Genomic DNA, 19,100 nt, shown 5'->3' on the forward strand with positions numbered 1-19,100 from the left:
GCGATTTTCCGAAGCTTCGAGCAGTTCGGCCGCGAGCTTGCGCGGCATCGAGTTCTCGCTGCGCTTGCGCGCGGCTTCGATGACCCAGCGCATCGCCAGGGCGACGCGGCGCGAGGCGCGCACTTCGACCGGAACCTGGTAAGTGGCACCACCGACGCGGCGCGACTTCACTTCCACCGCCGGCGCAACATTCTGCAGCGCCTTTTCAACGAGTTCGAGCGGCGTAGCGTTCTTCTCGCCGATGTGGGCGATCGCACCGTAAACGATGCCTTCCGCGATCGACTTCTTGCCGCTCTGCATCACCATGTTGATGAAGCGCGAGATCAGCTGGCTGCCGTGCTTCGGATCGGGCAGGAGTTCGCGGGTAGGGGTATTGCCTTTGCGTGACATAGTCTCTTCTCAATGATGCGATCACACGGATCGCTTGATACTCAAGTGCCGCGACGCGGCACCTGCGGATTTTCTAGTTGACTCAGGAAGCCTTGGGCTTCTTGGCGCCGTACTTCGAACGGCTCTGGCGACGCTTGGTCACGCCGGCCGCGTCGAGCGAACCGCGCACCGTGTGGTAGCGCACGCCCGGGAGATCCTTCACGCGACCGCCGCGAATAAGGACGACCGAGTGTTCCTGCAGGTTGTGGCCTTCGCCGCCGATGTAGCTGATGACCTCGAAGCCGTTGGTCAGGCGCACCTTGGCAACCTTGCGCAGGGCCGAATTCGGCTTCTTCGGCGTCGTCGTGTAGACGCGCGTGCAGACGCCGCGGCGCTGCGGGCAGTTTTCCAGCGCGGGCGAGGCGCTCTTGTAGGTCTTCGGGCTGCGCGACTTGCGCACCAGCTGATTGACGGTAGACATGCTGTTTTTTAATCCGGATTATGAGTTTTTTTGCGATCGCCCTGATCGCGAAGATCACAAGACGGTCATCCTGACCGCGCTTCTCGACGGGATAGACGAAAACGCAGCCCGAACATGATCCGGACTGCGAGACGCGAAAGTATAACTTGCGCTTAACAAAACCGTCAAGCAAACCGCCGGTCCTGTCAAACCTCCTTGTGACGATAACCAAGGAGCATCCTGCCCCCCATGTCGTTCGCAGCGCACTCACCCTCGAAGCAACGCCTGAGCGGAAAATCGAGGGTTTGTGATGATAGCTGCATCGTCTAGCGTTGACAAGAACCGCGGATGTACTCGCCTGCCGCCGTAGAACCCTCGAAGCGACGCGCGAAGCCGGCCCCGGATCGGCGATTCTTTCTCCGAAAAAGGAAGGGGCGCATTGCGCCCCTTGCTTCAAGCAGCTCGGCTTGCAAAACGCTCAATTGTGGGCATTCACCTGGATCGGTATCACCGCCTTCGGTATCTCCGTGAGTGTGGACGGCTCCAGATAATTGACGTTGAAACAGACATAGGTCGATGCGGAAGTGCTGGGCGCATAACCCGCCGCTGTCGCGGTAAAAATCACTTCCACGGGAGCGCCGGCGGTCACGGCGCCTGCTTTCGGCGTCAGAGCCAGCCAACCCGGATTTCCCGCGCAGGAGACGCGGGTAGTCACGGTCAACGCTAACCCGGGGCCATACCCGCCGGTACCGGCATTCGACCAGGCAGCGTCTTGAGCGGAGTCGATATAGGCCCACGCTTGATCGTTGCCATACCAACTGGTATCCCAGCTCCAGCCCTCGGTGCAACCATTGCCATCGCGTTTGTCGTTGCACGGAAGATCGGGATAAACCACGACCCAGTACCGGCCGGCCGCGAGTCCGGTGGTTTGCCCGGCGCCGTCCAGATCGAGCCTGATCACGTCGCCGGTCACGTCGACTCCCGCGCTTCCCGCCGTCGCATCGAAGCTCCAGACGGCGGTATCGCCGGGAAGTCCGCCATTGTCAGGATAGATGCGCCAATGCAGCGGCAAGCTGCTGCCGAACGACGCCAGCGGATGAGCCGCCTGACCTGTGGCGACGATCGTGCTGAGGTCGACGCCGCCTCCGGAAATGACAAAGTCGTCGGCAAGGAATTGGTCCAGGTCGCCCGGTCCCGGGTTGAGGTAGTGCGTACTCGTGAAATAGTAGTAACCGGCATTGTCCTTCTGGTCGAGCCAAGTCAGCGGCGCGGCCCCTTGGGCCGTGGAATTGAACGTCATCCTTCCGCCACCGACGTTGGCGATGTCCAGCGTCGCGCTCCCGGTCGGCGCCCCCCCCAGATCGATGTTCACGACATTGGACGAGGTCGTCATCGCCGCAGTCGGCACGGCCACGGAAACAGGCAGGTGCAATTCCGGCAGCACCTGATAGTTCGGTAGCGGGTTCGGTGCCGGGGAGAGGACGATCTTGCCCGTGCTGTATCCCGCTCCAGGAGCAAGTTGCTCGGTGTCGACCTTGAACGTCAGCGTGACCGTTCCGCCTGCGGGAACCGAAAACGTCGTAGGATCGATCGTGATCTTGTCCGCCAGCGCTCCGCTCGAACTGGCCGTCCACGTGGTTGTCGCTGCCTGCGTGCTGCGGAAAATGCGGGTGAAGCTGCAGCCGCCGGCGCAATGGAAATTCTGCATGCTGGCGATATTGAACCTGCTTGGATCACCGCCCTGAGTCGGATCTTCACTGTAGAAATTGTCGCCAATCTCATCGAGAACAAGACCAGCAGCCGCAGCTTTGTCCACCTGAACACGACCCGAGCCCGCGTCATACACGTCCACGGGAGTCTTGCCGTCAGCCTTGGTCAGGCCTTTCGTCGTCGCCGTCATCATGAGGGCCGACTTGATCTCTGCGGCCGTCCAGTCCGGGTGTGCCTGCACGAGCAGGGCCGCCGATCCAGCGATGTGCGGCGACGCCATCGACGTACCGCTTTCGAAAGCGACAATGTCCGGATCGTCGGTTGGGAGAACCACGCTCGCCTGCGGCACGTAAGCGTTGCTGAATGCCGCCAGCGTGCCGACGCCGGGCGCGGCGATGTCAGGCTTGATGACGTCGAACGGCACTGGCGTCAACACCGGACCAAGCAGACTGAAGTTCGCAAGGACATCCCCCTGCCCGGCCGGCCGCGAATCGGGGTAGCCCAACAGAGCCGTGCCCTTGCCCGCATTCGCCATTAGATACGCCTTCAGCGCCAACCCATCCGACTGGCTGGTCGAGAACACCGGCACGCCGACCGTGGGAGGACCAACCGTCGGACTGAACGGTCCTTCGACGCGATTGTCGGAAATGACCACGGCGACGGCGCCGGCGGTGATGGCATTCGGCACCTTGGTGGCGAAACCGCAGGTGCCGCGACTGATCAGCGCGATCGCATCCTTGAAGATATCCGCAGGATAGGCAGTGCAACCGTCCGTACCATGCGTGGGCGCCTTCGAACTGCCGGGATCTCCCGCGTCGAACTGGGGGCTCAATACGATCTTCGTGGTGGGCGGAAGCGACGCCGTCAGCGGCGTATCGTACGTCCCCTCGGTCAGAGCTATGCCTTGGGTAGCCGCCGGAGGCTTGCCCGGGCCAGTGAGGCTCAACTGCATCGTCGCCTCGCCCGCAGGCGGCGTGCTCGCCGCAACCGTGGTCACCCACGGCATCGCATTGCCCAGCGTTCCCGGCGATTGCGAAGACTGGCGCGCACACGTCGTCGCTGGCCGCGTGTTGCCGGCGGACAGCGCGGTGAAGATGTTCGCATCCTGGGCAGCAAGGAAGGCGAGCGAAACTGGATCGCTCCAGTAGCTTGGCTCGCTGCAGCCGCCGAACGACATGTTGAGTACATCGACCACGCCGTCACTGATCGCATCCTCGATCGCGCCGATCTCGGAAGCGTCGCTCGCCGAACCGCTGCCCGGCGGAGTGATGCTGAAGATCGAGAGATTCGCATGTGGCGCGATGCCGGAAAGATTCGCGCGGAAACTCAGGATGCTGCCCGAGCGCGCGTTGCCGCCTGCGGTACTCGCCGTATGGCTGCCGTGACCGTTCGTGTCCTCGACATTGACGCCGGCTTCGCCCTGACCCCGCTTGTATTCGTCGTAGACCGCGATGACCTTGTCATTGCAGCCGCCGAAGCTGATGTTCGACACGTCGCAATCGCCGAGATACGTGCCGCTGCCCAACGGATTGGTCACCGTGTAGCCGCTCGCGTCGCTGGCCTGGAACGAAGGGCTCTGGCTGTTGTAACCCGTATCGATGACGCCGATAACCACTCCGTCGCCCTTGTTGCCCGACCCGCCGCTCAGGTCGCCGAACAGGCTGGCCAGCGTCGGGTAGGTGAAGCCGCCGTTCGGCGGAGGCCGGTCATTGCCACGCCAGAGGACGTCGGCGCCGATGAAGCGCGAGCTGACGTCGTCGTCCGGATAGACCGTCCGGCTCGGCACGACCGAGATCACACCCGGCAGCGAACGCACCCGCGCCGCCTCCTTTTCACCGAGTACCATCACCGCACCGTTGATCGCGTGCTGGAATGTGCGCGCAAACGGCACCGACCGGCCCAGCGTCTTCTCTATCGACTGCCGCTGCTGCGCCTGGTCGGCGACCAGACTCGCGCGATAGCTGAGCGCGGCGGCGCTGCGCATGTCCATGTGGGCGCGGCCATTGGGCTTGGCTGAAAATGGGATGGTTCCAACTGTCTCGAGGCTCTTCGCGTTGCCCGATTTCAGAGCGCGATTGCGCAGCGCCACCGAAGGCTTGGAAAACATGACGATATAGGTCTTGCCAGCAGCGTTCGCGACGCTGTCCGCACTCGCAGCGCGTACCGAACCCGTTGCCACGGGACCGGCCTGTGTCGCCATCGTCGTCGCCAGACACGCCGCAATGCCGGCCGCCAGCAGGCGGGGTCGAATCAAACTCGAACTCATGTCGATGCTCTCCTCGTGTGCACCAATGAAGACCCCGTGCCGCGTCCGCGCGGTCGGTTCCGTTGTCTGAGTGTCCCCCACCCTATTCCGCGCCGATGCGCGTGGCCGAATGGTCGGCATGATCCCCAGTCGTTAGACTCTACGCCTCATCGCAGCCACACATCAACCGAATTGAATCACCTCGACTCGATATCTCGCATCGTCCTGTATTGCCGCTCCGGCTTCGAAGGCGAATGCGCGCAGGAGATCAGCGCACACGCCGCCGGATTCGGCATTTTCGGGCACGTGCGCGCCTTGGCGGACAGCGGATTTGTGGAGTACGTCACAACATCCAATCAAACGGACGAACAAGGCCTGGCAAGACTGGCGCAACCGCGCGCGTTGATCTTCGCCCGCCAGGCGTTGCCCTGCTTCGCGCTGATGGACCAGCTGCCGGTGCACGATCGCATCACCCCGATCCTCGGCGTGCTGCGCGAGCGTCGTGCGCGCTACAGCGAGGTGCTCATCGAGGCGCCGGACACCAATGACGGCAAGGCGCTCGCACCGTTCTGCCGCAGTTTCGGCAGCGCGCTCGCCGGCGCGATGAAGAAGGCGCGCCTGATCGACCCCGCCGCCGCGCGGCGCCTGCATGCGTTTTTTCCACAAGGCGACAAAGTATATTTGTGCAGCGGCGATCTCGCGCACAGCTCGCCCTGGCCACAGGGCATTCCGCGGCTGAAATTTCCGCGCGAGGCGCCGAGCCGCTCGACGCTCAAGCTCGACGAGGCCTTCCTCGTCCTGCTCGACGAGGGCGAGCGCGAGCGCTGGCTCAAGCCCGGCATGAACGCGGTCGATCTCGGCGCGGCGCCGGGCGGCTGGACGTGGCAACTCGTGCGCCGCTCCCTGCGCGTCGCCGCGATCGACAACGGCCCCATGGACGTGGCGCTGATGGATTCCGGCCTCGTCACCCACATACGCGCCGACGGTTTCCGCTGGCGTCCGCCGAGACCGGTCGACTGGCTGGTCTGCGACATGGTCGAGCAGCCGCGGCGCGTGGCCGCGCTGATCGCGCAGTGGCTGGGCGAAGGGCTGTGCCGGCACGCGATCTTCAATCTCAAGCTGCCGATGAAGAAGCGTTACGACGAGACACACCTGTGCCTGGACTTGATACGCGATGCGCTCGGCACCAGGGCGGATGTCCGCGCCAAGCAGCTCTACCACGATCGCGAGGAAATCACCGCGTTCGCGCGCAGGGCGTAGCGACGAGGATTTCGCCCTTACAAAAGATTACGCCGGCAACCTTTCTCCGCTATCCTTGCCGACCCTTTGGCGCCGCCGGCATTCGCATCACAGATGAAACAACTGCGCTCGTTCTGGCCCCTCATCGTGCTGATCGGCATCGGCGTGGTGCTGTTTTTCTCCGGCGTGCTCGACCGATTCCGGCCGGACAACCTCGCCGCCGAGCAGGCGAACCTGCAAGCATTGATCGCCGCGTATCCGATCCTGTCCGCACTCGCCCATATCGGCGCGGTGACGCTCGCGATCGCGACCGGCCTGCCCGGCATGGTCGTGCTGATCATGGCCGGCGGCATGCTGTTCGGCGTGATCCTCGGCGCCTTGCTCAACATCATCGGTGTGACGCTCGGCGCGCTGATCCTGTTCCTCGCCTCGCGCCGCGCGTTCGGCGACCACAGCCACGGCGAGCAGGCGCCCGGCCTCGTTTCGCGCCTGCGCGGCGGCTATCTCGCCCAGCCGATCAGCTACACGTTCTTCCTGCGCTTGGTGCCGTTCTTCCCGTTCGGCGGCGTCACCGTCGCTTTAGCCTGGCTGCGTTGCCCGCTCTGGCTGTTTGTCACCGCAACCGCGCTCGGCGGCCTCGCGATGACCGGCATCGAAACCTGGCTCGGCGCCTCGCTGGCGAAGAACATCGGCACGAACAAGGCGATCAGCGCCGATCTGCTGCACGATCCGCAGGTGCTCTGGCCGATGATCGGGCTGGTCCTGCTCGCGCTTGTGCCGATCACGATAAACAAGCTGCGCGCGCCTAAGGCGTCCGCGCCCCCTGCGCAAAATTGAGGCGCGTTGGCGCTTCGGCTATCCTGCAACGCTCGGACGCGCCCCGCCGCGCAATCACGACGAACAAGGCCACGGTTTGAGTTCCGCAGCGAGACCTTCCTCCCCGCTTTCGTTATGGCGCGCCGCGGTCCTCGCGGTGATCATCGCCGCGGCGAACATCGCGCTCTGGGCGGGGCTCAACCGTCCGGTCGCGGTGCCCGAGTTCGACGGCAAGATCGGCGGTTTCGCCTACAACCCCTACCAGCGCTATCAGAGTCCGCACAAAGAAATTTTCCCGAGCGTCGAGGACATCGACGGCGATCTGAAACTGCTCGCAACGCGCACCGATCACATCCGCACTTATTCCTCGATCGAGAATCCGGCGGTTCCCTCGATCGCGAAGAAGTACGGGCTCAAGGTGCTGGCCGGCACCTATCTCGACCGTCGCTGGCAGCGCAACGAGGACGAGATCGCCGCGTTGATCAAGTCCGTGCGCGAGAACGACAACATCGACCGCGTGATGGTCGGCAACGAGACCTTGCTGCGCGCTGACATGAACGTCAACGAATTGATCGCCTATCTCGACCGCGTTCGCGCGCAGGTCAAGGTGCCGGTGTCGACCGCTGAGCCACCATGGGTCTGGAGGAAATGGCCGCAGCTCGCCGATCACGTCGATTTCATCACCGTGCATCTGCTGCCGTATTGGGAGAAGGACATCCCGCGCAAGGACGCGGTCGGCATCGGCGTGCTCGGCAACTACGTGCAGATGCAGAGCGCGTTCCCCGGCAAGAAGATCCTGATCGGCGAAGTCGGCTGGCCGTCGGCGGGCGATCGCCGCACGGTTGCGACGCCTTCGGTTGAAGACGAGGCGCAGTTCATCCGTCAATGGGTGAAGGAAGCGAGCTGGCGCAAGATCGACTACTTCATCATGGAAGCCTTCGATCAGCCATTCAAGGAAGCGGACGAGGGGCGTGTCGGCGCGTACTGGGGCGTCTACGGCGCCGATCGCCAGGCGAAGTTTTCGTTCACCGGCCGCATCGTCGAGGACCCCTCGTGGCCGAAGAAGGCGCTCATCGCCTCGCTGCTTGCGCTGCTGCCGATGTTCTTCTTCGCGCGCCACTTCATGCGCTTCAAGTGGATGGGCGTGCTGTTCTTCTGCGCGCTGATCCAGCTCTCGGCCTCGCTGCTGGTCTGGTCGGCGACGCTGCCGCTCGCGTTCTACCTCAGTCCGTTCGACTGGACCATGCTGGTCGTGCTGTTCCCGGCGCAGTTGGCGATCATTTTGATTTTGCTGATCAACGGCTTCGAGTTCACCGAAGTGCTGTGGCGCAAGTACTGGGTGCGCGGCTTCGGCCTGCTCTCGCCCGGACCCGAGGACAAGCAGCCGTTCGTATCGATCCATCTTGCTGCGTGCAACGAGCCGCCGGAGATGGTGATCCTCACCCTCGACTCGCTCGCCGCGCTCGACTACGAGAACTTCGAAGTGCTCGTGATCGACAACAACACCAAGCGTGACGAGGTGTGGAAGCCGGTCGAGGAATACTGCGCCAAGCTCGGGCCGAAGTTCCGCTTCTTCCATCTCAACCCGTGGCCCGGTTTCAAGGCCGGCGCGCTGAACTACGGCCTCGAAGTAACCGACCCGCGCGCCGAAGTCATCGCTGTGGTCGATGCCGACTACGCCGTGCGCGCCGACTGGCTCAAGGCGCTGACCGGCTACTTCAACGACCCTAAGGTCGCCGTCGTGCAGTGCCCGCAGGCGCACCGCGATTGGGAACACAACGAATTCCGCCGCATGACCAATTGGGAATATGACGGCTTCTTCCGCATCGGCATGCACCATCGCAACGAGCGCAACGCGATCATCCAGCACGGCACGATGACGATGGTGCGCCGCGACCTGCTCGAATCGACCGGCAAGTGGTCGGAGTGGACGATCTGCGAGGACGCAGAGCTCGGCCTGCGCCTGATGCACGCCGGCTACGAGCTCAACTATGTCGACGAGGTGATGGGCCGTGGCCTCACGCCGGCCGACTTCACCGCCTACAAGTCGCAGCGCTATCGCTGGGCGTTCGGCGCGATGCAGATTTTGAAAGGCCGCTGGAACTGGATGACGCGCAAGGGCCCGCTCAGCGCCGGCCAGCGCTTCCACTTCCTCACCGGCTGGTTCTCCTGGTTCGCCGACGCGCTGCACATGGTGTTCACCGGCCTCGCGCTGTGGTGGACCGCCGGCATGCTCGCGCTGCCGAAATATTTCGCGTTGCCGCTCGACCTCTTCATCTACCCGATCATCGGCTTCTTCGTGTTCAAGGCCGTCGTCGGCATCTGGCTGTATCGCGTGCGCGTGCCCTGCTCGTGGAAGGACACGATCATGGCCTCTATCGCGAGCATGGGTCTCTCCCACGCGATCGCGCGCGGCATCTACCTCGGCCTGTGGAAGAAGAAAGGCGAGTTCGTGCGCACAGCGAAGAGCCGACGCCTGTCGAAGCGACCGAATCCGTTCACGGCGGTGCGCGAAGAACTGCTGATGTTCGTCGCAATCACACTCGCGATCGCCGGCATGTTCGGCCTGCCCGGCATGCTCGACCACTGGATCAACGGCACCGTCGAGCCGCCCGGCACACGCCACCTGACCGACTACGCCGAAGGCAAGCTGTGGATCTTCATCCTCGCCGCGCAGGCGATTCCGTATCTGTCGGCGCTGATCGGCGCGATGGTCGCGGCGCGCTCGGGGGAGAAGAGTGGTTGAAGCGTCGCATAGATGAATCCCGACCACGCCTCTCCACTGCGCCTCAACCTCGGCTGCGGCCGCAATATTCTCGACGGTTGGGTCAACATCGATTGGATCCAATTGCCCGGGATCGAAGTCGTCGCCGATCTTGGACAGTGCGCGACAACACCGCTGCCGTTCGCCGACGACCAGGTCGACGAGTTCCTGCTCTCGCATGTCATCGAACACATCCCGCAAACCCTGCCGCTGATGCAGGAACTACATCGCATCGCGAAACCCGACGCGAAAGCCTGGGTCCGCGTGCCCCATGGCAGCAGTGACGACGCCTGGGAAGACCCCACCCACGTGCGCGCCTACTTCCCCGGCAGCTTCGGCTATTTCTCCCAGCCTTATTACTGGCGCGCCGACTACGGCTATCGCGGCGACTGGCAGCCGCTCAGTGTCACCTTGTTCGTGCCCGCCGCACTGCAGGGAACGATGAGCCTGGAGACACTGCATAAGCGCATCCGCTGCGAGCGCAATCTCGTGCTCGAAATGGTCGCAGAACTCGTCGCGGTCAAGCCGCAGCGCGAACCGAAGCGCGAGCTGCAAGTCGCACCGCAAATCCATATCGGCTATGTCTGAGCGCAGCGCCGCGCCCCGTGCGAACGATCGCGAATTTACCTGCGCGTAACTCCGCAAACGCGGAGGCCATGTTATAAAACTCTCATGGAAGCGAACTCCGGGGAAGCTTCATACAGGAGGATGCGTGCGGGCCGTGCCCGTGCCGCGTTGTTCGCGCTCGCCTGCTGCACGAATGCACAGGCCGCCACGATCACGACCCAGATCGACGGCGTCGACGATCCGCTCAAGGCCGCGGTCAGTGCCGCCGCCGAAATCACCCAGTACGAGAAGCAGGACGTCAGCGCGGCGCAGGCGCAGCGTCTGTACAAGAATGCCGGCGAACAGATCGTCAAGGCGCTCGAGGCTTACGGTTACTACAGCGCCAAGACCGACGGCGAGCTCAAGGAAACGCCGCAAGGCTGGAGCGCGATCATCCACGTGCGCGCGGGCGAGCGCCTGCAGGTGGGCGACTACACCGTCGAGGTGCCGAGCCCCGCGCGCGAGGAAAAGGAAGTCGCCATCGCGCTCGCCAACTTCACGCCGAAGTCCGGCCAGCCTTTCGACAGCACCGCCTACGAGAAGAGCAAGGCCGCCGTGCAGTCGGCATTGTTCTCGGTCGGCTATCTCGACGCGAAGCAGACCGTGCACAAGGTCGAGGTCTCGCGCGGCGCGAACCGCGCGGCGATCGCGCTCAAATGGGATGTCGGCGAGCGCTACCGTTTCGGCGAAGTGATCTTCAAGGGCAGCCAGCTCAACGATGGCGTGCTCGACCGCTATATTCCATGGCGCCAGGGCGACTTCTACAGCCAGACGAAACTCCTGCGCTTGCAACAGAAACTCGTCGACGCGGACTACTTCGCCATCGTCGACGTGCAGCCGGACAAGGACAAGGCTGCGGGCGGCGTGATCCCGGTCAACATCACGCTCGCGCCGGCGCCACGCAACATCTACACGGCCGGCGTCTTCGTCGATTCGGACATCGGCGTCGGCGTGAAAGGCAGCATCACGCGGCGCTGGGTCAACATGCGCGGCCACAAGGCGAAGGTAGAAGTCGAGATCGCGCAACGCGAGAAGATGCTTTCCGGCACCTACACGATCCCGTTGCCGGGCGACAACAACCGCGCCTACAACTTCGGCGTCGCCTATCGCAACATCGACACCGCCACCGCGCAGTCCGACACTCTGCGCCTGACCGCGAACGAAACGCGCTTCTGGCACGGTTGGAACCGCACGATCGGCATCAACGCGTTAAGCGGCACCTATACCGTAGCGAACATCGATGGCAATTCGACGCTCGTCTATCCGGAAGTCTCGCTCGAACGCAAGCGCGCCGACGACCCGAGCTTCGTGCGCGACGGTTATTCGCTAAGCCTCGACGCGCGCGCGAGCCCCGGCCCGAGCACGCGCTTCGTGCAGGCGCGCGCCGACGCGAAATGGATTCGCGGTTTCGGCGACCGCCAACGCCTGATCGTGCGCGGCTCGCTCGGCGCAACCGCAGTCAACGACTTCGACAAGCTGCCACCCGAACTGCGCTTCTTCGCTGGCGGCGACCGTTCGATCCGCGGCTACGCCTACCAGACCGTCGGCCCGCCGCTGCCTGCCAACGAGTTGCCGATCGCGATCGCCAAGTGCAACACCGGCAAGTCGACGACCGACTGCAACAATCTCATCATCGGCGGCAAGAATCTCGCCGTCGCCAGCGCCGAGTACGAGTACTATTTCACCCCGAACTGGGGCATCGGCGCCTTCGTCGACGCGGGCGACGCGTTCAGCGCGTTCGGCGACTACAAGACCCACATCGGCACCGGCCTCGGCCTGCGCTGGCGCTCGCCGGTCGGCATGGTGCGCGCCGACCTCGGCTTTCCGGTCAACGATCCCGAAGGACGCAGCGGCGTGCAACTGCACCTCATCATCGGGCCCGACCTGTGAGCCCGCGCCTGAAAAAAGTATGGAAGTGGACCGGCATCGCGCTCGCCGCGATCCTCGTTCTTTTCATCGCGCTCGGCTTCTGGCTTCTCGCGACCGAATCGGGCGCGCGCTTCGCGGTCGAACGCGCGAAGTCCGCGCTCGCAGGCAAGCTCGCGCTCGCGCAGGCGAAGGGCACGCTGACCAGTCCGCTCGAACTGCACGATGTCGCCTACAAGGACCCGGCTTCGGGCCTGGACATCAAAGTCAAAACCTTGAAGCTCGACTACGAATTCTGGGGCCTGCTGCGCAAGACCGTGCACGTGCGCAATCTCGACATCGATGGTGTCGATGTCGCGCTGACTACGGTACCGCCGTCGCCACAACCACCGCAGGCCGCAACGCCGTCGATCCAGTCGCTGCTGACGCCGCCGCTCGACATCCTGCTCGACCGCCTGCACGTCGGCACGACCAAGATCATCCAGGACGGCAAGCCCGTGTTCGCCAGCGACACCCTCGATGCCGCGGCGACGTGGACAAACTCCGCGTTGACGCTCAAGCAACTCGCGCTGCGCGCACCCGACGGCAAGGTCGACCTCGCCGGCGCGATCACGCAGTACAAGGACGTCGTCGGCAAGGGCAAGCTCGATGTCGACTGGAAGATTCCGGGCGATGAGAAGTCGGCGCCGATGCGCGCCATCGCCAACGTCGATCTCGACAACGACGGCAAGCAGGCGCATTTCGCGCTAGCGGCCAGCCAGCCGCTGATCGCAAACGTCAAAGGTACACTGACGCCGAACGACAAGAACCTGCCGTGGACAGTCGATCTCGATGTGCCGAGCTTCGATCCGAAGAAGCTCACGCAAAGCGACACGCTGAAGGCACTCGCGCTGAAACTCGCCGGCAGCGGCGACAAGAACGCCGGCACATTGATCGGCAACGTCGACCTCAACGACCACCGCGTCCTGCTCGATCCACTCAAGTTCGTCAGCGACGGCAAGACGCTCACTCTCGACCCGCTGCGCCTGCGTTCGCCCGAGGCCGCGGGCACGCTGACCGCGCAAGCCAAGGTGCATCTCGATGCGAAACCCGTCGGCGGCGACCTCAAGCTCGACTGGGCCGATGTCGTGCTGCCGGCCGATCTCGCCGGCCAGGAAATCGCCACGCACGGCAGCATCACCGCGGGTGGCAACGCCGAGAAATTCAACGCGCAAGGCGAGTTGTCGATCGCAGCGCAAGCGCCCAATCAAGCCGCGCGTAGCGCCGACCTCGCCTTCAAGCTCGACGGCACGCCGGAAAAAATCTCGCTCGCCCAGCTCGAATTGAAGCAGCCCAAAGGCGGCCTTAATGCAACCGGCGACGTCGTGCTCAAGCCCAAGGTCGGCTGGGACCTCGTCGCGAAGGCGAATCAGTTCGATCCGGGCGCGTTCGCCAAGGACTGGCTCGGTGCCGTCAATTTCGCATTGTCCACAAGTGGAAATGTGGAAAAAGACGGCCCGGTCGGCAAGCTCAAGCTCGACAACCTGAGCGGTACACTGCGTCAGCGCCCGCTCGCCGGCAGCGGCGATCTCGCGTTCGCGCCGCCGCTCAACGTCGACGGCAAGCTCAACGTCGCGTCCGGACAGAGCACGGTCGCGCTCGCCGGCAAGGGCGGCGCGGACAAGAACGCACCGACCGACCTCAAGATCGATCTCAACGTCGCCAGCCTCGGCGACTGGGTGCCGAAGGCCGGCGGCAGCGTGCGCGGCACGATCGCGGTCAACGGGCCGTATCCGAAGCTCAACGCGAGCGGCAAGCTGATCGGCAGCGCGATCGTCAGCGGCGATACGCACCTGCAGGCCTTCACGCTCGACTTCGACGCGAAGGATTTGTCCGCGCCGAGCGGCAAAGTCGCACTCGATGCGAAGACGCTGTCCGCGGCCGGCTACACCTTCGACACGCTCAAGCTCGATGCGAACGGCAACCAGGCCGCGCATCAGCTGAAACTGGATGTCCACGGCAAGCCGCTGTCGCTCGCGCTCGCTCTCGACGGCGCACTGACGCAGAACAAGAACGCGAGCGACTGGCGCGGCACGTTGAAGATGCTGACGCTGGACCAGCAGGGCCTGCCCGAATGGAAGCTCGTGCAGCCGACCGCGCTGTCGTATGTCGGCGGCGTGTTCAACCTGAGCGAACTCTGCCTGCGCGCGGGTACGCCCGGCATCTGCGCGCAGGCGACGCAGGATGCAAAGAGCGGCACGAACGCGAAGTTCAGCCTCGAACACCTACCGCTGGCGATGCTCGCCAAGCTCGGCAGCCCCGATTCGACGGTCAAGCTCGACGGCGAACTCAACGGCAACGGCACGATCGCGGCGGCGCCGAACGGCGCGCTGAGCGGCAACGCGACGATCACCTCCGAGCAAGGCACGATCATCTATCCCGACTCGGCGTCGAAAGCGCTGCTGAGCTACAAGGGTTTCCACATCGACGCAGCGCTCGCGCCCACGCAGAACGCGGTCACGATCGCGGGTGATCTCAACGACGGCGGACGTATAGACGGCCATATCGTCACGGGCGCCGCCGACGCCTCGGGTGCGATGCCGCTGTCGGGCAATCTCGCGCTCAACATCAACAATCTTTCGTTCATCGATTTCCTCACCACGCAGGTGTCGGGCACCAAAGGCAAGGTCGAAGCGAAGTTCGCGCTGTCGGGATCGACCAAGAAACCCGGCGTCGACGGCCAACTCGCCCTCGTCGGCTTCGCCACCGAAGTGCCTGCGGCGGGACTCAAGCTGCACGACGGCAACATCGCGGTGAAATCGCGCGACGGCGAGAACTTCGACATCGACGGTTCCATCGCCTCCGACGAAGGCAAGCTCGCGCTCAAGGGCAGCGCCGGCCTCGCGCCCGACGCGCCGATCGCGCTGACGATCCAGGGCGACAACTTCCTCGCCGCGAACATCCCCGGCGCGCGCGTGCACATCTCGCCCGACCTCAAGATCGATCGCGACGCCAAGCGCCTGCGCGTCGGCGGCACCCTGCAGATTCCGCAAATGCTCGTCGACTTGTCCAAGCTGCCGGGCGGTGGCGCCGCGGTCGCGCCCTCGCCCGACATCGTCGTCACCGACGAACCACCGCTACCTGCCGCGAGCGCGCTGCCGGTCGAAGTCGAAGTCACGGTCAAGCTCGGCGCCGGCGAGAAACTCGCGATGGACCTGCGCCAGGGTACCGAGGTGCACCTGATCGGTTTCGGCCTCAACGCGAATCTCGGCGGCCAGCTCACGGTCGCGCAGCAGCCTGGGCAGACGCCGATCGGCCGCGGCCAGATTCAGTTGAACGGTACCTTCAAGGCCTACGGTCAGGACCTGACGATCGAACAGGGCCGCCTGCTGTTCGCCGGCACGCCCGTGGAAAACCCGGGTCTCGACATCCGCGCCACGCGCGCCTTCCCCGACCAGAGCATCACCGTCGGCCTGCAGGTGCGCGGCACCGCGATCGCGCCGCGCCTGACCGTGTTCTCGACGCCGGCGATGGAGCAGTCCGACGCGCTGAGCTACCTCGTCGCCGGCAAGCCGCTGTCGCAGTTGAAAGGCGGCGAAGGCAACGCGGTCGGCAGCGCCGCCTCCGCGCTCGGCACCGCCGGCGGCGACCTGCTCGCAAAAAGCGTCGGCGCGAAGATGGGCCTCGACGACGTCGGCGTCGCCGACAACTCCTCGGTCGGCGGCGCCGCGCTCACCGTCGGCAAGTATCTTTCGCCGCGTCTGTACATGAGCTACGGCGTCGGTCTGTTCACCCCGGGTCAGGTCGTCACGCTGCGCTACAAGCTCACGCGACTGTTCAACTTTGAAATGCAGAACGGGACGTTGTCGAGTCGGGCGGGGATCAACTACCGAATCGAGAAGTGAGTTTGCGCACAGACGGACAGGGCTACGCCTTGACCATTGCGCTCGTGGGCAAGCACGATACGTTTCGCTGGGGAATGAGCGTCGTATCTAATTGGCGCGCATATATTCGTCTTGGAGTGGGTATGAAAATCTTGATGCTTGGCTTCACCTTGTTGCTAATCGCCGGGTGCACAACGTCACAGGAAATTCGTCGGCCCGATGGCTCAATAGAGTACTTGGTAGCATGTGGCGCGAGTCTGGGTTGGAATATTTGCTACGACAAGGCAAATCAGCTCTGTCCTTCTGGCTACAACACCTTGGCTGAAGATGCGGGTTTCAATCGCAAAGAACTACGCATTTCTTGCCCCGCCAGAAAGAAGCAGCAGTGAATGGTTTCATCTTCGCGTCAGCCCATACCTAGGGGAGACAATGAAATTCTCACTCATAGTTTTACTCTTGATGTTGGTGCTCGCCGGCTGTGTAACGGGTGATAAAGTCCGCCAAGGCGTTCGTGAAGGGATGACTAAAGAACAAGTCATATCAACGCTTGGTAATCCCGATGGATTCAAGCGTAGTGGCGACTCCGAAGCTCTGACTTACGTAAACCGCTTGATTAGCGGCTGGTCATGGGACCGAACTGACTACACTGTAATTTTGGAAAATGGTCACGTAACACAATTCGGTCCGGGGCAAGTCCGCCAAGAAGGACCCAATTTTTTAATCGTCGTGCCCGTGAAGTAGGAACCGCATCCTACATGACGAGTATCGAATGAATTCCCGAACCGCTTCCTGTTCCTGCGGCCAGTTGCGCATCGAAGTTCAGGGCGAGCCGCGCGGCGTCGGCGTCTGCCATTGCCTTGCCTGCCAACGCCGCACCGGCAGCGTGTTCGCGGCGCTGGCCGGTTACGCGGCGCCGTACAAGATCATCGGCACCGCGACCGAATATGTGCGTGTCGGCGACCACGGCAGCCGCTTCACGTTCCGCTTCTGCCCGGTCTGCGGCACGACGCTGTTCCACACGGAGGAAGGTTACGAGCAGTCGTTCGTCAGCGTCGCGGTCGGTGCGTTTGCCGATCCCGCATTCCCGCCGCCGCAGGATTCGGTCTACGACTGCCGCCGGCATTGCTGGGTGCAGTTGCCGGCGGGAATCGCGGTATACGACAAGGACCCGCCCTGAGCGCGGCGCATGTTGCGTCGATGAACATCACGCTGCAAGGGCAGCGCACGACGCTGCGGCGATCTCAGCCGTTCACACCGCCGGCCACAGCCACACGAACGTGGCCGCGGTGATGAGTGCGTAGACGAGGCCGTCGATCATGTACTTGATCGAGACGATCCACGGTTGCGCGCGCCAGATCGAGTTGGTGAATTCGCCGAACGAGTAGCCGAGCAGCGCGGCGAGGCCGACCGTGTGCAAGATCACATGCGTGCCTGGATGCGGCGGCAGCGCGTGCGCCGCGAGTCCGGCGCAGGCGATCGAGACGAGCAGACAGAACACGAACCAGGCGCCGAGGAACTTGCCGAGGTTGGGCATGCCGTTCGCGCTGAGGTTGATCTTCGCGATCGGCCCGAGGCGGAATTTTTCCTGCACGGCCGGATCCTTGAACGTCGAGGGATCGCAGAACGGAATTCCGTACACGCCCGGCGCCGGATTGCCCTTGCGGATCGCCGCAGCGACCTCGTCCTCATTGGACAATCCGCGGTAGTCCGCCCCATGCCAGAATTTCAGCGCCATGTTGATCACGGAGCTGGCGACAAAGACGAATACTGCCGAAAGCAGGATCGGCAACCAGAACGGCATCAGCGACATGACACTCCCCTTGGGCTAATGGTCTCGTTGGAATCCGTTCGCCCTGAGGTATCGAAGGGTGAACGGCCCGGGTGGATTGCCGCTCGTGGTTCGATACCTCACCACGAACGGAAAATTCGGCTGGCCACGTTACTCTTTCACGTGGCCGCCAGGCACGGCTAAGCCGGCAACGCCTGCGCGATTCTTGCCTCGATCCAGTGCAGGTCGGGAATGATCGCCTGGTCGCTGCGCACGAGCACGTGTGCGCTCGTGCCGCGCGCGAGGCGTTCGCCGCCGTCGGTGCGCACGAGCAGGTCGGGCGTGATCGTGATCAGCCGCGGCAGGCCGTGCGCAAGCAGGCCGATGTGCGGCATCTCGTCGTCGTCGGCCAGCGTCTTCAACACGGCGACGCGAGCCGTGCGCACATCCTCCTGCGCGTTCGCGTCGGTCAGCAGGGAAAACGAAACCAGCGGGATCGTGTCATCACGCCAGGGCATGCGCCCGAGCAGCCATGCCGGCGCGCGCTCGACCTTCTCCAGGCCAGACAACGGAGCGATTTCCGCGACGATCGCATTCGGCAGCAGCAGGCGCACGCTGCCGACGGGGATCAGCACGGCATGGATCTCGCGGGGCAGAGCGTCGTTCATGCAGGTCCCCTCCTATTCCGTCGCGGCAAGCAGGTCGCGGATGTTCTTGAGCAGTTCCACTTCCTGGTACGGCTTGCCGAGGTAGCCTTCGACGCCGATTTCCTGCGCGCGCTGGCGATGCTTGTCGCCGGTACGCGAGGTGACCATGATGATCGGCACGCGCGCCGTGCGCGGGTCGCCCTTCATGTGTTCGGCGAACTGGTAGCCGTCCATGCGCGGCATCTCGATGTCGAGCACGACGAGGTCAGGGATGCGGTCGGCGAGTTTCTCGATCGCGTCGATGCCGTCCTTCGCCGTGACCACGTCCATCTCCTCGCGTTCGAGCACGCGCGAGGTCGCCTTGCGCATCGTGATCGAGTCGTCGACGACCATGATGAGGCGGCGGCGCTGCACACGCGCCGCAACCGGCGGTGCAGCCACGGCGATGCCCTGCGCACGCTGGCTGGCGACGCGGCGCAACAGCGGAGCGAGGTCGAGAATCATGATGACCGAGCCGTCGCCCATGATCGTCGCGCCGAGGATGCCGGGCACCGAGGTGATCTGCGGACCGACCGGTTTGACCACGATCTCGCGCGAGCCGAGCACATGATCGACGCGCACCGCGGCGCGCTGGTCGCCGCTGCGCACGATCAACAGCGGCACGTGCACGTCGTCGTGCACCGCCGGCGAAACCTCGCCGAGCTGGGGCGCGAGGTCGAGGATCGGGTAGCTCTCGCCCGCATAGCT

Annotated in this window: 15 protein-coding genes; 9 read left to right on the forward strand and 6 right to left on the reverse strand. The window is 64.0% G+C overall.

Going from position 1 to position 19,100, the window contains the following annotated elements:
* The 3 genes from rpsG to VF497_RS03790 form a co-directional block, all read right to left on the reverse strand.
* Positions 1 to 390, reverse strand: a 390-nt coding sequence (rpsG, locus tag VF497_RS03780) for a 30S ribosomal protein S7 (RefSeq protein ID WP_330886306.1), incomplete at its 3' end; no start/stop codon positions are given.
* Positions 391 to 472: 82 nt separating this feature from the next.
* Positions 473 to 850, reverse strand: a complete 378-nt coding sequence (rpsL, locus tag VF497_RS03785) for a 30S ribosomal protein S12 (protein WP_018973116.1) — start codon at positions 848 to 850, stop codon at positions 473 to 475.
* Between the two features lie 457 nt (positions 851 to 1,307).
* Positions 1,308 to 4,805 carry a S8 family serine peptidase gene (locus tag VF497_RS03790; protein WP_330886307.1) on the reverse strand — a complete coding sequence of 1,166 codons (3,498 nt, stop codon included), beginning with the start codon at positions 4,803 to 4,805 and terminating at the stop codon, positions 1,308 to 1,310.
* Positions 4,806 to 4,994: 189 nt separating this feature from the next.
* Here VF497_RS03790 and rlmM point away from each other — a divergent pair, with 189 nt between their 5' ends.
* From rlmM to VF497_RS03835, 9 genes are all read left to right on the forward strand, one after another.
* A complete protein-coding gene (rlmM, locus tag VF497_RS03795; protein WP_330886319.1) occupies positions 4,995 to 6,044 on the forward strand; it encodes a 23S rRNA (cytidine(2498)-2'-O)-methyltransferase RlmM in 1,050 nt (349 codons plus the stop codon).
* Between the two features lie 93 nt (positions 6,045 to 6,137).
* Positions 6,138 to 6,860 (forward strand): TVP38/TMEM64 family protein, encoded by a 723-nt coding sequence (locus VF497_RS03800; RefSeq protein ID WP_330886308.1) that lies wholly within the window; start codon positions 6,138 to 6,140, stop codon positions 6,858 to 6,860.
* Positions 6,861 to 6,996: 136 nt separating this feature from the next.
* Complete coding sequence (locus VF497_RS03805) at positions 6,997 to 9,585, forward strand: glycosyltransferase (RefSeq protein ID WP_414706836.1); 2,589 nt, start codon at positions 6,997 to 6,999, stop codon at positions 9,583 to 9,585.
* A gap of 12 nt (positions 9,586 to 9,597) precedes the next feature.
* Positions 9,598 to 10,191: a class I SAM-dependent methyltransferase gene (locus tag VF497_RS03810; protein ID WP_330886310.1), complete on the forward strand. Its 594-nt coding sequence runs from the start codon at positions 9,598 to 9,600 to the stop codon at positions 10,189 to 10,191.
* Positions 10,192 to 10,311: 120 nt separating this feature from the next.
* A complete protein-coding gene (locus VF497_RS03815) occupies positions 10,312 to 12,099 on the forward strand; it encodes an autotransporter assembly complex family protein (RefSeq protein WP_330886311.1) in 1,788 nt (595 codons plus the stop codon).
* On the forward strand, positions 12,096 to 15,959 hold the full coding sequence (locus VF497_RS03820; protein WP_330886312.1) for a translocation/assembly module TamB domain-containing protein: 3,864 nt from the start codon (positions 12,096 to 12,098) through the stop codon (positions 15,957 to 15,959). Before VF497_RS03815 ends, VF497_RS03820 begins: the two co-directional genes overlap by 4 nt.
* Positions 15,956 to 16,327 (forward strand): hypothetical protein, encoded by a 372-nt coding sequence (locus VF497_RS03825; RefSeq protein WP_330886313.1) that lies wholly within the window; start codon positions 15,956 to 15,958, stop codon positions 16,325 to 16,327. Before VF497_RS03820 ends, VF497_RS03825 begins: the two co-directional genes overlap by 4 nt.
* Positions 16,328 to 16,367: 40 nt before the next feature.
* Positions 16,368 to 16,679 carry a hypothetical protein gene (locus tag VF497_RS03830; RefSeq protein ID WP_330886314.1) on the forward strand — a complete coding sequence of 104 codons (312 nt, stop codon included), beginning with the start codon at positions 16,368 to 16,370 and terminating at the stop codon, positions 16,677 to 16,679.
* Positions 16,680 to 16,707: 28 nt separating this feature from the next.
* Positions 16,708 to 17,115, forward strand: coding sequence for a GFA family protein (locus tag VF497_RS03835; protein WP_330886315.1), 408 nt, complete (start codon positions 16,708 to 16,710; stop codon positions 17,113 to 17,115).
* Between the two features lie 72 nt (positions 17,116 to 17,187).
* On the opposite strand, the gene VF497_RS03840 is transcribed toward VF497_RS03835, so the two are convergent.
* The 3 genes from VF497_RS03840 to VF497_RS03850 form a co-directional block, all read right to left on the reverse strand.
* The gene (locus VF497_RS03840) at positions 17,188 to 17,748 is read right to left on the reverse strand and encodes a hypothetical protein (protein WP_330886316.1); all 561 of its coding nucleotides are present in this window, start codon (positions 17,746 to 17,748) and stop codon (positions 17,188 to 17,190) included.
* A 158-nt stretch (positions 17,749 to 17,906) separates the two neighbouring features.
* Positions 17,907 to 18,374, reverse strand: coding sequence for a chemotaxis protein CheW (locus VF497_RS03845; RefSeq protein ID WP_330886317.1), 468 nt, complete (start codon positions 18,372 to 18,374; stop codon positions 17,907 to 17,909).
* Positions 18,375 to 18,386: 12 nt separating this feature from the next.
* Positions 18,387 to 19,100 (reverse strand): response regulator (locus VF497_RS03850; RefSeq protein ID WP_330886318.1); only part of this gene is annotated, 714 nt, incomplete at its 5' end.

The sequence above is a fragment of the Rudaea sp. genome (assembly GCF_036383415.1).
Taxonomy (GTDB): Bacteria; Pseudomonadota; Gammaproteobacteria; order Xanthomonadales; family Rhodanobacteraceae; genus Rudaea.